12 protein-coding genes are annotated in these 13,657 nt (G+C 70.9%); 6 read left to right on the top strand and 6 right to left on the bottom strand.

The genetic code is table 11. The features are described 5' to 3' along the window. Positions 1-142 precede the first annotated feature (142 nt). Positions 143-1,294 carry a hypothetical protein gene (locus ENSA5_RS30720; protein ID WP_106395278.1) on the top strand — a complete coding sequence of 384 codons (1,152 nt, stop codon included), beginning with the start codon at positions 143-145 and terminating at the stop codon, positions 1,292-1,294. 137 nt (positions 1,295-1,431) lie between these two features. Here ENSA5_RS30720 and ENSA5_RS30715 read toward each other — a convergent pair whose 3' ends face one another. Continuing rightward, positions 1,432-2,085 carry a tetratricopeptide repeat protein gene (locus tag ENSA5_RS30715; protein WP_106395277.1) on the bottom strand — a complete coding sequence of 218 codons (654 nt, stop codon included), beginning with the start codon at positions 2,083-2,085 and terminating at the stop codon, positions 1,432-1,434. Between the two features lie 116 nt (positions 2,086-2,201). On the opposite strand from ENSA5_RS30715, the gene ENSA5_RS30710 reads away from it, so the two are divergent. Beyond that, positions 2,202-4,571: a tetratricopeptide repeat protein gene (locus ENSA5_RS30710; protein WP_106395276.1), complete on the top strand. Its 2,370-nt coding sequence runs from the start codon at positions 2,202-2,204 to the stop codon at positions 4,569-4,571. On the opposite strand, the gene ENSA5_RS30705 is transcribed toward ENSA5_RS30710, so the two are convergent. Next, positions 4,550-5,797, bottom strand: coding sequence for a glycosyltransferase (locus tag ENSA5_RS30705; RefSeq protein ID WP_106395275.1), 1,248 nt, complete (start codon positions 5,795-5,797; stop codon positions 4,550-4,552). The genes ENSA5_RS30710 and ENSA5_RS30705 overlap by 22 nt on opposite strands. Before the next feature lie 67 nt (positions 5,798-5,864). On the opposite strand from ENSA5_RS30705, the gene ENSA5_RS30700 reads away from it, so the two are divergent. The 3 genes from ENSA5_RS30700 to ENSA5_RS30690 all read left to right on the top strand — a co-directional run bounded on the left by ENSA5_RS30700 (position 5,865) and on the right by ENSA5_RS30690 (position 7,596). After that, positions 5,865-6,512, top strand: a complete 648-nt coding sequence (locus ENSA5_RS30700) for a sterol desaturase family protein (RefSeq protein WP_106395274.1) — start codon at positions 5,865-5,867, stop codon at positions 6,510-6,512. Between the two features lie 123 nt (positions 6,513-6,635). Continuing rightward, positions 6,636-7,004 (top strand): hypothetical protein, encoded by a 369-nt coding sequence (locus ENSA5_RS30695; protein ID WP_106395273.1) that lies wholly within the window; start codon positions 6,636-6,638, stop codon positions 7,002-7,004. A gap of 40 nt (positions 7,005-7,044) precedes the next feature. After that, complete coding sequence (locus ENSA5_RS30690; protein ID WP_106395272.1) at positions 7,045-7,596, top strand: Ig-like domain-containing protein; 552 nt, start codon at positions 7,045-7,047, stop codon at positions 7,594-7,596. A 112-nt stretch (positions 7,597-7,708) separates the two neighbouring features. Here the strand turns inward: ENSA5_RS30690 and ENSA5_RS30685 are convergent, their stop codons facing one another. Genes ENSA5_RS30685 through ENSA5_RS30670 form a run of 4 tightly spaced genes read right to left on the bottom strand, consistent with a single transcriptional unit; the run spans position 7,709 to position 13,173 of the window. Next, positions 7,709-8,338, bottom strand: coding sequence for a peptidoglycan-binding domain-containing protein (locus tag ENSA5_RS30685; protein ID WP_181198321.1), 630 nt, complete (start codon positions 8,336-8,338; stop codon positions 7,709-7,711). A gap of 10 nt (positions 8,339-8,348) precedes the next feature. After that, positions 8,349-9,758 carry a lipase family alpha/beta hydrolase gene (locus ENSA5_RS30680; protein WP_106395270.1) on the bottom strand — a complete coding sequence of 470 codons (1,410 nt, stop codon included), beginning with the start codon at positions 9,756-9,758 and terminating at the stop codon, positions 8,349-8,351. Next, positions 9,755-10,651, bottom strand: coding sequence for a hypothetical protein (locus tag ENSA5_RS30675; protein ID WP_106395269.1), 897 nt, complete (start codon positions 10,649-10,651; stop codon positions 9,755-9,757). The genes ENSA5_RS30680 and ENSA5_RS30675 overlap by 4 nt, the downstream gene beginning before the upstream one ends. Positions 10,652-10,698: 47 nt before the next feature. Beyond that, positions 10,699-13,173 (bottom strand): serine hydrolase, encoded by a 2,475-nt coding sequence (locus ENSA5_RS30670; protein WP_106395268.1) that lies wholly within the window; start codon positions 13,171-13,173, stop codon positions 10,699-10,701. Between the two features lie 270 nt (positions 13,174-13,443). Between ENSA5_RS30670 and ENSA5_RS30665 the strand changes: the two genes are divergently transcribed. Further along, positions 13,444-13,657: transposase (locus ENSA5_RS30665; protein WP_181198320.1), on the top strand; the 214-nt coding region annotated here is incomplete at its 3' end.

The raw sequence follows: 13,657 nt of genomic DNA, 5'->3' as shown, positions 1-13,657 counted from the left end.
GGTCCAGACCAGGGGTTTCCCGAGCGTTTTTGTGGCGACAACGGGGCGGTCCACGGATTGCCGTGGCGCCGGGCGCGGGCGTACTCCCGTAGGCGAACCGGGAAGACCCCTCATGAACTGCCGCCATATCATCCGTACCCATTTGCTCGTCATCGCCGGCCTCAGCCTGGCCGGCCCCCTCGCCTGCCGTGCGCCCGGAGAGCCGACCGACAGCGAGGGCGGCGACGGAGACGTCGCCGCGGGCGAGCCCTGCGACCCCGCCAGCGACCCCGTCGACGAGGCCGCCTGCGTCGCCCTCGCAACCGACTACCTGCCGATGGACAGCGACGAGGACCCCTACGGCGCGTGCATCTCCGACGGCGGCGTCTACGAGCTCGTGTCCGATCCGCCCAGCTCGATCGCCCGCATCGAGGCCTACGACGAGATCGCCGATCTGCTGTGGCGCAACGGCGCCCCGGGCCGCGACGACTTCACCGACGCGCGCGCGACCTACGAGCTCGACCAAGGTCTCGGCTCGCGCGTCGATCGCCGCGAAGATCTGCACTACCCGGCGATCCCCGAGTCCGAGTGGGACCCCGGCCTCGACCCCGACAAGCAGTGCTCCGACACCGACAACGCCATTAACCACCCCGATCGCTGCGCCGGGCCGGCCAAGCTCCGCCCGCTGATCAACGACGCCTTCATCGCCGGGATGTCGGGCGAGGGCGACCCCAACGTCCACGCCGCGCGGATCGAGGCCGGGTTCGTGTGGTTCTCCTACATCTCGGTCTACAAGGAGGCCTACACCTGCACGCACACCGCCAAGGACTGCGACTCCTCGTGGGCCTACTACACGGGCGGCGCCCAGGCCGACGGTGACGTGATCGGGTTCGCGGAGCTCGTCCACGACTACAGCCCGAGCACCCACCAGCGCATCTTCGACGGCATCCTCGCCGTCCGCTGCTTCCGCGACCTCTACTCGGTCGACGACTACCCGACCTACGACGACCTCCCGGCCGAGGGCCAGGAGCTGTTCGACATGGCCTGGGAGCAGCTCGACGACGCCCTCGCCCGCGGCGTCGCCGTCGCCCTCCGCCAGCACCTGCTCGCGCAGGACGACGAGCAGTGCAGCGAGGCGACCGACGCCAACTGGGCCTTCGTGCAGATCATCGGCGAGGTCCTCGACCGTGAGATCCGCGAGCGCGATGCCGCGGCCGCCGACGAGCTGCTCGGGATCTACGCGCTCTCGCAGCCGACGACGCAAGACATCGATCGCGCGGCCGAGCTGATCGACCAGACGATCCCCTGTGGCTGAGCTCTAAGCCCTCTCGGCTCGTACGAGGCCTGAATCAAGCGCTGCGCGCTCGACTCAGGCCTTCTGGGTTTCAAGGGGCCTTTCAAGAAGGCCTCGCGGCCGGGCCGCTCGCTCGTGGGCGGCCCGGCGGGCCCGCGTCACTCGGCGTCGAGCGTGGGCCCGTCGAGATCGGCGGCGGCGAGGGCCGCCTCCCACTCGAGGCGCTGCTCGAGCTCGCGGACGAGGCTGTCGCCAGCCTCGAACCCGCCGATCGCCTCGCCGAGTCCGCAGGCCTCGCGGGCGGCGACCAGCGCCTCGTCGAAGCGACCGAGGTTGCGCAGCGCCCGGGCCTTGGCGAAGGCCAGGAGCTCGCCGTCGTCGAGCTCGCCATCTTCGTGGCGGCCAACAAAGGTCTCGACGGCCCGGAGCGCGGCCTCGTTGTGACCCTGGCTGATGCGGGCCTCGACGAGGTCCAGGACCAGGTCGCTGGTCTGCTCGTCGGCGAGGGCGAGGGCCGAGGCGTACTCGTCTTCGGCGGCCTGATGGTGACCGCGCTCGGCGTAGTAGTCGCCGGCGGTCCGATGCCAGAGCACGACCGTGCGCTCGTCGCTGGGGTTGGCGCCCTCGAGCAGCTCGCCCGCGTCGTCGAAGCGCTTCATCTTGAGCAGCGCGTGGGCCAGCAACATGCGGACTGGGAAGTTGTCGGGCTCGCGGTCGAGCAGACGCCGACAGACCAGCTCGAGCACCGCGTGGTTGCCGTCCTCGAACGCCTTGATCCCAGCGTTCCACAGGTCTGTTTTCGTCGCGCCCATTTTGCTCTCCTGCAGGTCCGAGCATAACGTTTTGGTCCGCCGAGCTGAAGCAAAAGCCGGCCTGCGCGGGAACCGTGCGCCTGGCCCGCGCAGATGCGAGCGGGCATACTCCCGCCGTGTCGAAGCTGCTGAGCTGGCTGCGGGGGATCCCCTCGGACCCACGCCTGCGCAGGCGGGCGTTTGTGTTTGTCAGCGTGCTGGCCCTGAGCTTCGTGCCGATGGCGGGGACGCTGGGCTACTTCTCGAGCCTCCTGCTCGCGCCGATGCTGAGCCTGCTCGCGGCGGCCGCCGGGGTCGATGCTGTGCGCGCCCGCGCGGCCGCAGACCAGCCAGCTCCGGACAGCGCGCCGCTGTGGCCCCTCGCCCGCGACGGCGCCGTCGAGCTCGCGTGGCTGCTCGGGCTCACGCTCGCGGTCCTGCTCACGGGCATGCTGTGGACGACCAACTGCGATCCCCTCGGCGGCGCCGCTTACTTTGCGATCGGACCGCTGTGCTCGGCGATCTTGGGCTGGCTCGCGGGCGTCGGCGCGGCGCTGCTCGTCGGTCCGCGCAAGCGCTGGGTCGCGCTCCTGGCCGCCTGGCTGCCCTTCGCGGTCTGCGTGGTCATCGGGCTGCGGCGGCTCTACGTCGAGCCGGTCGTGTTCGCCTACGATCCCTTCTTCGGCTGGTTCTCGGGCCCGATCTACGACGAGGGCATCGAGATCTCCTCGCGCTACCTGCTCTACCGGGCCTACAATTTCACGGCCGCGGCCGCGCTGTGGCTGGGGCTGCGCGCGAGCGTCGACGGGCGCCTGCGGCCGAGCTGGCGGCGGATGATCGACGGGGGCCAGAACCGGGCGCGGACCGTGGCCGCGAGCGCGCTGGCCGTGCTCGCCCTCGGGGTCGGCCTCAGCGCCCCGCGCCTGGGGTTCACGGCCACGACCGCGAGCATCGCCAAGGTCCTCGGCGCGACAAAGGAGACCGAGCACTTCGTGATCCGCTATGGCCCGGGCTCGCTGACCGCCCGCGAGATCGAGATGGTCGCCGCCGAGCACGAATTCGCCTGGGACCAGCTCGAGCGGCGCCTCGGTCGGACGCCCGCGCGCAAGGTCGAGAGCTTCATCTTCGCCAACGGCAAGCAGCGCGGCGCGCTGATCGGCGCCAACCGGGTCGAGGTCTCGCCGCCGTGGCGCCAGCAGATGTACCTCAGCCACCGCCCGTGGCCCCACGACGTCCTCCACCACGAGCTCGCCCACGCCTTCCTCGGTGACTTCGGCGATCCGCTGCTCGGCCTCCCGATCGCCGGGCTGCGCTTCAGCGGCGCGCTGATCGAGGGCGTGCCCACGGCCCTCGCCCCGCGGACCCACGACAACCTCGGGCTCCACGAGCAAGCCGCGGTCCTCGATCGCCTCGACAAGCGCCCGCCGCTGACGACGATCATGGGCGCGGGCTTTTGGGGGGCGGCCGCGAGCCGGGCCTACACCGCCGCCGGATCGTTTGTGCTGTGGCTGGCGCAGACGCGCGGCTGGGACAAGGTCGCGGCGCTCTACGGCAACGCTGGCGACTTCGAGCAGACCTACGCCACGAGCCTCGACGCGCTCGAGCTCGAGTGGCTGGACTTCCTCCGCGCGCTGCCGCTGCGCGAGCGCGACATCGAGGCCCAGGCCCAGCGCTACGAGCGTTCGTCGGTGTTTCGTCGGCCCTGCGCCCACCGGGCCGCGGACCTGCGTCAGGCCGCCGCCCGGGCCCAGCTGCTCGGCCAGCGCGACGAGGCGCTCGAGACCCAACAGACCCTGTGCCGGATCGAGCCCGAGGAGCCGGGCCACTTCCTCCGCCTCGCCGACATGCTCGCCGGCTGGGAGCAGTTCGAGGACGCCGCCGCGATCCTCGACGAGCTCGCAACCCGCGACGCGCTCACGACCACGATCCAGGCCGTGATCGCCGAGCAGCGCGGCGACACGGCCCTCGTCGCCGGGCGCCTCGACCAGGCCGCGACCCACTACCGCGCCGCGATGAGCCTGGGCCTGACCGAGGCGCGGACGCGCCAGCTCCAGATCAAGCTGATCGCGACGACGGACGCCGAGCTCGCTGCCCAGGTCGTCGAGTACTTCGGGCCCTTTCGCGTCGGCGGCGAGTCGCGGGCGGTCTCGATGCTGCGGCTGTGGTCGGCGGCCAAGATCGCGGCCCTGCCGGGCCACGCCGCCCTCGGCAACTACCTGCTCGGGCGCCAATTTTTGATCATCGCCGCGCCCGAGCAGGCCGCCGAGGTCCTCGCCCTCGCCCTCGCGCCCGGCTCCGGCGAGCCGCCGCTGCCGGGCCCCGAGCTCCAGCGCGCCGCGCTGATGTCCCAGCTCTCGGCGCTGACCCAGATCCACGACTGGGACGGGGCCCGCGCGCTGCTCGAGCCCCTCGACGCCCTCGCCGAGGGCGAGGGGCACCGCGCGGTCGTCCAGGAGTGGCGCGAGCGGATCGCATTTTTTGCGGGCTACTTCGACGGGCCCGGCTGAGCCGCGTCCCCGGGCGCGCGCGAGAGCGCCGCGGGAGCTTCGAAGCCCGGGGGCGTGCGCTCGTGGATGCCCCGCGGGACCGCGCGACCGCGGCGAACGGCGTCGACGACCTCGCGCAGGCACATCGCCTCGCGGGCAGCGCAGCTGGCGAGGTCGAAGCGCTCGATGAACTGCCGCGCGCGCCGACCAAGCTCGCGCAGCTGCCCCGCGCGGACGAGCTCCACCACCGCGTCGCCGAGGCCCGCGGGGTCGAGCCGCGCGAGGGCGCGACCGCAGGCCCCGTCGCGGATGAGCTCAGCAGCGCCGCCGTCCTCAGCGATGACGGGCAGTCCGCAGGCCATGGCCTCCGCGCAGGCCGAGCGGCGGTGCTCGGAGCTGCCCAACACGATCGCCAGATCGCAGGCGGCCAGCGCCCCCGCGCGCTCGCTCGGCTCCTCGAACGCGCCAAGCTCGACGCCCGAGTGGCCCGCGGCGAAGCGCTCGAGGCTCGCGCGGACCGGCGCCCGGATCACCAGCTTCGGATCGACGGGCAGGCGCTGACACAGCGCCGCGCGAACCCGGCCCAGGTGGCCCACGTCGCCGCTTGGGGCCTCGATCCAGATCCTGAGTCGCCCGGACCCGCGCCCGGGCCTGTCCGGGGCGCCGCGCTCGGCGTCGGGCGTGAAGCGGTCGAGGTCGACGCCGCGCGGGACGTAGTAGATCCGGTCGATCCCCCGCGCCCACAGCCGCCGCCCCGCGTCGCGGCTGCCGACGAACACCGCGTCGAAGCTGGCCAGGCCCTGCCTGGTCCACCACGCGAGCGCCCGGGCCCCCGGCTCGACCACCCGGGGATCGACGCGGGCCAGCTCGCGCCGAAGGTAGGCCTCGGACCCATCCCCCTGCCAAGACCCGACCCGCGCGGGCCTCGGCTCGAGACGGTAGCCGGCGAGGCGAACGAGGGCCGGCAACAACACTGGCGAGCCGCAGACGATCGCCGCCGGGCGGTGGAGCTGCACCAGCTCACGCAGGCCCCGGGCCCGGATCAGCGCGCGCTCGGTCGTCGAGCCCGGCAGGAGCGGCGCCTCGACGTGCTCGATGAGCCGATCGCGGCCGTGCGCCTCGGTCCAGCTCGCGCGGTCAGGCTCGACGATCACCCGCCGAAGCGGCGCCGCTTCGGCCTCTGGACCAGGATCGGGCCGCCTCGCGCTCGCGCGCGGGGCGTTGCTGACTTCGAGGATCGTGAGCATGGGCACTGTCTACCTGCGTCCGACCCTTGCGTCGGCGCCTGTTCGATGCTGTTCTCGCTCGAAGACGATGCAGCCTGAGCCCGCCACCCGCGACGAGATCCGTGACTACCCCGGCGGATACAAGATCGACCGCAAGGCCGCCGGGCGTCAGTTCGAGAACAATTTCCTCGAATTCTTCTCGCGTTGCCATGGCAGCGTGCCGCTGATCATCTACGGGCCGATCATCGTGTACCTGTTTTGGCTCACCGCCACGCAGACCGATCTCAGCCTCGGCCTCGCTATCGGGCTGACCGCGGCGGGCGTGTTCATCTGGACGCTGGCGGAGTACTGGCTGCACCGGATCGTGTTCCACTTCGAGCGCGCCCCGAAGCTGCACTACTTCATCCACGGCATCCACCACGTCTACCCCAACGACAGGTACCGCCTGGTCATGCCGCCCGGCGCGAGCGCGATCCCGGCGCTGCTCTTTTGGGGCCTGGCCTGGGCGCTGATCGGCTACGAGATGGCGCTGCCAGCGTTCGCGGGCTTCGCGATCGGCTACCTCTGGTACGACATGACCCACTGGTGGACCCACGCGGGCAAGGCCCGGACCAAGTGGGGCAAGCGGCTGCGCAAGCATCACATGCTGCACCACTTCAAGGACCACGATCTGTACTTTGGCGTGTCCACCCCGCTGTGGGACTGGGTGTTCAGGACGCTGCCCAAGAAGGGCTGAGCGCCGGCCCGCCCCGCGAGCGGCCTCGAGTGCCCCCAGCCCGGAGGCCAGCGCGCAACCACAGCGTGCTCGGTGTCTGCGCGGGTCGACTCGCTCTCGCCTCGACCTGTTACAATCGAACACGTGCCCAAGTCCACGAGCGCTCCCCCGTGTGCGAGCGGGGCGACCGAGGTGACGAGCGAGCGACGCCTCGCCCCGCTCGGGTGGCCCTACGTGGCGGTGGGCTCGTCGGGGGCCGCCCCAGGCTCGACGCAGCTGCGAGCGAACTTCGGGCAGATCCTCGCCCGCCGGGTCATCGGGGGGTTCGGTCTGATGCTGGGCGCGAGCGCGGGCCTGTTCGTCGGGGGCCTCGCGGCGGTGTTGCTCGCCGCCCTGCTCCACCCCTTCGTGCCCCACCTCGCCGAGCTCGCGCTGCTGAGCATCACGCTGTTCAGCCTCGCGGCAGGCGCGGTCATCGGCCGCCGGGTGCTGCAGCGCGAGACCTTCGAGTAGCCCCGGCCTCGACCACGCTCGCGTGGTACGCTGGCCGCGCGTGGCGACCAGCATCCGCATCAACGTCGGGCTGCAGGAGTTTCAGTTCGAGCGCGGCTCGGCGATCCACCTTGGCGCGGGCGAGCTCCTCCGCCCCCGCGACGCGATCGCGCTGATCCGAGGCCTCCGCGGCGCCCGCGAGCTCGACACGCTCCGCGCCCTCGCCGTCGACGCTGTCCGCCGCAGCTTCGAGTGGGACGAGGAGCTCCACGATGTCCTCGCCGGGCTGATCGCCTGCGGCCGCCTCCGCGTGCGCAAGATCGACGCGCAGATCTACCGCACGCTCGGCGCGACCACCGAGCTCCCCGAGCTGCCCCCGAGCGAGCCCGTCGACAACGAGATCGTCGAGACCCACAGTGTGATGATCGAGCTGATCGACGCCGAGGGAAACCCGGTCCCCGGCGAGCCCTTCCGCATCAAGCTACCCGACGGCGTGGTCAAGCAGAGCACCCTCGACGCCGAGGGCAAGGCTCACATCACGGGCATCGTCCAGCCCGGCACCTGCGAGGTCTGCTTCTACGAGCGCGACGCAGAGATCTGGGCGCCCGCCTGAGACGCGTCGCTCGAGCCACGCTCGCCACCGCCGCGCAGATGCAGCCCCAGCGGCCGCGCGCGTCTGGGCCACGAGCCGGCCCACGCCAGGCCCGCGGTGCGCTGCGAGACTCTCAGCCGCCGAAGTCGTCGCGCAGGGCCGAGGCGGTCGCGTCGTCGGCCTCGCCGCTGCGCTCGAGCCCCCGGGCCTTCTGAAACCGCTCGAGCGCCGCCCGGGTCTTGGGCCCGAGCTCACCGTCGACCTCGCCGAAGTAGAACCCGAGCCCGCGCAGGCGCGACTGCACGCCGGTCGGCTCGTCGTGCGGGTCGAGGTGACCGATCTCGAGCTCGTGGACCTCGGCGCCGTCGCGCAGCGAGAGCTTGGCTGACTTCGCGGTGATCGAGATCGGCTGATCGATCCAGCCCTCGCCGTCGGTCTCGCCCTCGAGCGTGACGCCGTCGTCGAGCTCGAGCACGTAGGCCTCGGCGGCCCGGGCCTTGCCGTGACGGGTCAGGCGGACGCGCAGACGGATCGGCCCGACGCTGAGCTGGAAGGTCTTGCTCGTGTCGGTCTCGACCGGCTCGTCCTTCTCTTCGAGCTCGGGCACGAACAGGGCGTCGCCGGGCAGCAGCGCGTTGGGATCGTTGCGGCGCTCGCGAAGCTCGGCGTTGTCGCCGTGGTCCCAGACCGTCTCGGGCGCGAACCCACGCGAGAGCGCGATCGTGCTCAGACACTCACCTTGTTGCAGCTTGACGATCGGCACTTCAGCTCCTTCAGCTCCCGACCAAGTGGGTGATGAGATCGTCGAGGAAGGCGACGCACTTCGGATCCGCGCAGATCTGATCGTGCGCCTCGCCCCCGTCGGCGTAGAACTGGCGCTGGGTCTCGTAGTCGTAGGCGGTCCCGCTGGCGTACTCGTGGGTCGCGCCGCCAAACAGGGCCTTGGCGCTGGCGACCGGCACGGTCCCGTCGCTCTTGTCGCTGCGCTGCATCACGCAGCCGCGATCGGAGGGGTCGACCTCGCTCCCCGGGACCGAGACCTCGCTGCCGTCGGCCCGCCGGGCCTTGTAGCGGATGTCTTCGGTGAAGGGGTTGAGCGAGTGCATCGCGGTCGACAGCAGCGAGAGCTTGGCCTCGACCGGCGGGAGCTCGAAGTGCAAGCTCGTGTCGGTGGTGTTGCCGGTCCCGTAGAAGGTCCAGGTGTTGGCGTGCTTCCACAGGCCCATGCCCATGTGAAACGCCCGGGCCTCGGCGAGGCGGCGGTTAAACTCGCGCCGGGGCACGGCCGCGATCGCGTGGCGCGAGTCGGCCGGCGCGAGTAAGCCCGGGGGCGACTGCGGCTGGGCGTAGAGCGACCAGCACAGGCCCTCCCACGCCCGGTCGACCTCGGGCTCTTCGAAGGTCCGATAGGTGTACCACCAGCTGCCGTCGGTCTTGGTGAAGTCCTGGGTTGCGAGGAGCTGCATCGCGCCTGGCAGCGCCGAGCAGATCGTCTGGAACTTCTGGCGGTTGCTGCCGAGCAGAGCCATCATCGCGAGGCCGTCGCCGCTGAAGGTCGCGCCCGTGAACATGCGCCGGACCGCGACCGCAGCTCCGGTCACTGGCTGGGCGATGTGACACACGCCCGCGAGCTTGCCCGCGACCTCGGCGTTGCCCTTGAGCGCCGCGCGCGTGGCCAGCCCGCCCATGCTGTGGCTGAGCAAGATGAAGCGCTCGGCGTCTTGTTCCGCGAGGATCTCTTCGATCCGGGTCGCGATCGCGGCCCCGCTGTGGTCGTTGCCCTGGCGCCAGTCGTAGCCGATCGCGTAGACCGGCGTGTCGTAGGCGCCGTAGCGCTGGCCCTCGAGGTGCTCGAGCAGCGAGCCGTAAAAGCCCCACGCGACCCCGCCCCACCCACGCTCGCGCTGGCTCGCGCTGAGCTGATCGCCGTCGGTCATGACCTCGACCGGGTTGCTGGCCGCGTTGACGCGAAAGTCCCGGCGGACCCGATCGGCGCTGCTGAGCAGCCAGTGGCGCATGCGGCTGATCGTGTGGTCCGGGTCCCAGTAGCGCTTGATCTTGGTGAAGTGCAGGCGCGAGCCCATGATCCCGGGCACGAACACGATCGGGATCGTGCCCGTGTCGATCGTGTTGCCGCCCACGCGCGCGACCTGCTGAACGCCACCGCTGCTTGGTTCGGTCACCTCGCCTCCTCCTCGGCCCGGACGCTCGCGAGCAGGGCGTCGACGATCGTGGTCAAGCGCGGGCCCTCGGGGCTCGGCGCCGAGGCCGAGAGCACGACCCACCGATGCCCGCCGCGGTCAGACGCGCCCAGCTCGATCTTCCGCTTGGCCAGGATCAGCGTCGACTCCCCGTGGGGATCGTCGTCGCTGCGCACGCGCACGTCCACGCGCTCGCCCTCGTCGAGGCGCGAGTCCTCGCGCGCGACCTCCTCGCCGCCAGAGATCGCGGCCCCGAGCTCGATCGTGGGCTCGTCGGCGCCGGCTTCGAGGACCGAGAGCTCGACGCGCAGCTCGGCCTCTTCGTCTTCCCACAAGAAATTACGCGGCCCGCGGAGGTGAGCGGGCACGTCGAGCGCCCACGGGCCCGCGTGCCTGCGCTCGTGACCGGGGAGCACGGTGGCCGGCGCGTCGGCCTCGGCCGAGAAGCTGGCCACGATCGGATCGACGTAGGCGTCGAGGCTGCCCGCGTCGCGGCTGCCGGACCACGCGAGCTTGACCCAATCACCCGGCGGCTCGCCCTCGCGCCCGAGGTTGGCGACGACGATCTTGCCGACGACCGTGGCCTGGCCAGGGCCACCGTCGAGACAGTAGGCGAGGAACTTGCCCGCGGCCCCGGCGAGCGTCGCCTCGCCCTCGCCGAGCAGCTTGAACGCGCCGGGGAAGAAGCCCTCGAGGGCCTCGCGGAGCTCGGCGATGACCTCGGCCGCAGGGGTCGCGCCCCCGACGGGCAGCTCGGCCTCCACGCTCAACTCTTCGTCGCCCCGTCCCGGGCCGGACTCGGCCGGCCGATAGGCGTAGCGGGTCACGTCCTCGAGCCCGTCGGGGCTCGCAAAGGCAATGCCGTCGATTCGCATGCGTCGGCGATCCTACACTGCTGACGGCGGCCCGTGGTGGTTCTTTGTCAGTCGCTCGGCATCGGGGCGAAGCGGCCCGGCTCGTCGCTTTGGTTCGCGTGAACCTCGTCGAGGGTCACGACCGTCGTCCCGGTCTGGGGGTTGCTCGACTCGACGCGAAAGGGCAGGCGCATGCCCTCGACCTTGCGGTAGTCCGAGAGCTTGACCGTGGTCGGGACCCGCAGGCCCTGGGCCGAGAGCGCGTGCGCGTGGATCTCGATCACGTCGCCGGTCTTGGCGTCGACGTGGATCTGCACGGCCGGCAGCCCCTCCGAGCGGAGCTCGACGACGTGGACCTCGCCGCGCGCGTCGTTGTCGGTGCGCAGGACCGTCTCGGACTCGAAGTGATCGCGCCAGTCTCCGAACATCACGCGGGGGTGATCGCGCAGCGCCTGGTCGAGGAGCTGGCCGTCGAGGAGCTTGCGCGGCTCGAACGAGGACTCGCTCCAGCCGTGGAGCTCGGACCCCTCGCCGGACCCCGGATGAAGGATGAGGAGCCCGCCGCCGAGGGGGCCGAGCTCGCTCTCCTCACGCAGCCGCCCACTGGAGTCGAACCATATCCGGCTCGTCCCGCTGACGCCCGAGTTGATCAACTCCACGCGCTGCTCGAACAGGACCAGGCCGGCCTTGTCCATCGCCCGCTTGCGCCTGTCGGTCTTGCGCTTGCGATGGAGCTCGTCGAGGCTGATCCGGTGCTTGCCGGGCTCGCGCGTGAAGCTGAGCGGCTCGCCGTCCTGAAACAAGGTCATGCCCACGACCTCGCCGGCCCGCTTGCCCTCGCCCATCACGAAGCTCAGAAATAGGTCGTACTTGGCCCGAAAGTGGTAGTCGCCCGAGCTGTCGGGGAGCTCGAGGTCGAACACCATCTGGCCCGGGATGTCGACGGCGAGGCGACCGTTGTGGACGAGGATCTCCACGGTCATACCGGTCTCGGCGCGGTAGTGGCCGAGGTACGCGCGGACCTGCGCGACGTCGACCTCGGGCGCGAGCTCGACGCCCTCGCGCAGCAGCTCGAAGTCCATGCCCCCCTGGTGCAGGCGCAGCGCGACGACCCGCCCCTCCTCGTCCTCGTCGAAGGAGACCGCAACCTCGTCGGTCTGCTCGAACACCCGCCAGTCGTCGTCGTCGGGGGCCTTCAGCGTGTAGACCGTCTGGCCCGGCACGTCGACCGCCAGCTTCCCGCCCTCGACGAGGACCTCGAAGGCCTGGCCCTCGAAGCCCGGCAGCTCCGCCGCGTACTTGCCCACGAAGCGCGAGAAGTCCTCGCCGCTGCCCTCGTCTTGGGGGAAGTAGGCGTCGGTCAACAGCGCGTCGAAGACGAGGGTGTGGGCGCTGGCCTGCAGCGGCGTCATGCCGACGTTGGTCAGCAAGACCATGCCCAGCCCTTCGTCGGGCAGCATCGCGACCGAAGCCGCGAAGCCGTCGATGTTTCCGCCGTGCTCGACGAGCGCCTGTCCTTGCCACTCGTGCAGCATCCAGCCCATGCCGTAGTCGACCACGCCCGGCGCGATCTCGATCTGGGCGGACCTCGTCTGCGCGAGCGCGGCCGCGCTGACCAGGCGCTGGCCCTCGAACTCCCCGCCGTTGAGCTGAAAGCGCAGCCACTTGGCCATGTCGAGGACCGAGGAATTGATCGAGCCCGCGGGCGCGATCGCCCCGAGGTCGCGCATCGGCGCCGGCTCGAAGGTCTCGAGCTCGTCGCGCCAGGTGTAGCCCGAGGACAGCGCCGGGTCGGCCTGGGCCGCGGCGTAGTCGAGGCTGGTGTGGGTCATCTCCAGCGGCTCGAGCAGGCGCGTTTGAACCAGCTGCTCCCAGCTGCGCCCGGCCGCCTTCGCGCTCGCTTCACCGGCCGCCATGTAGGTGACGTTGTTGTAGTGGAACTCCTTGCGAAAGGGCGCCACGGGCAGGGCCTTGGTCGCGTAGCTCAAGACCTGCGCGCGCGCGATCGTGTTGGCCGCCCACAGCACCCCCATCCGTGCGAAGCCCGTGCGGTGCGCGAGCAGGTCGCGGATCGTCACGGCCGCGGCGTCGTCGGCTGCGTCGATCTGGAGCTCAAAGTCCGGGAGGTGGCGGGTGACCGGATCGTCCCAGCCCATCTTGCCCTCGTCGACCAGCATCGCGACGAGGGTCGAGGTGAAGGCCTTGGTCGCTGAGCCGATCGCGAATACGGTCTCGGGGGTGACCGGGGTGTTGGCGTCGAGGTCGGACACGCCGAAGCCGTGGGCGTAGATTAGCTCGTCGTTCTTGACGATCGCGATCGCCATTCCGGGCACGTGGGCGTTGACCCGGGCCTCCTCGAGGCGCGCCTCGAGGTAGGCCAGGCGCGCCTCGAGCTCGGCCTGTTGAGGGTCGGGGGTTGAGGCCGGGGCTGCGTCCGGGGTCTCGAGCGCGTCCTTCGGCGTGCAGGCGATGAGCAGGAGCACGCCTGCGCCCCGGGCGAGCAGCTGAACAACGCGCTGTAGGGGGGGCTTCGAGGAGCGCATGGGGCGAGAGTATACTGAGCGCTCGCGCGTGGCTCGGTGTCAGGGTCCGTCTCCCGCGATCTTGACCACCCCGAGGTCGCGGTCTCGCTGGGGGGTCTCGACCAGTCAAAGGTCGCGGTCTCGCTGACGAACTTCTGCTTCGAACATGACCTTCGGACGAGGAGCAGGCAACAAGCCCCCTCTGAACCGTGTTTGTGACAGGACCTTCGGGCGCGACACTTCCTCGCAAAAAACCTGCAAACCTCGACGAGGCCGGCCGATAGACCTCGCGTGACCCCGCCGCGATCCATCCACGATCAGCAGACCGCCTTCCTCACCTGCCGCGCCGTAGGCCGGAGTTTTCGCTTCGTTCCGACTGAAAAGGTCACGCAGACGCTCCTGTTCGTGCTCGCCTACACCTGCTCGAAATACCCCGTTTCCATCCACGAGGTCGTGTACATGAGCAACCACTTCCACGTGCTGATGACCGCGCACACGAAGTGCC

This window comes from Enhygromyxa salina (assembly GCF_002994615.1).
Classification (GTDB): Bacteria; Myxococcota_A; Polyangia; order Nannocystales; family Nannocystaceae; genus Plesiocystis; species Plesiocystis salina_A.
This window is presented reverse-complemented; position numbering and strand designations above follow the sequence as displayed.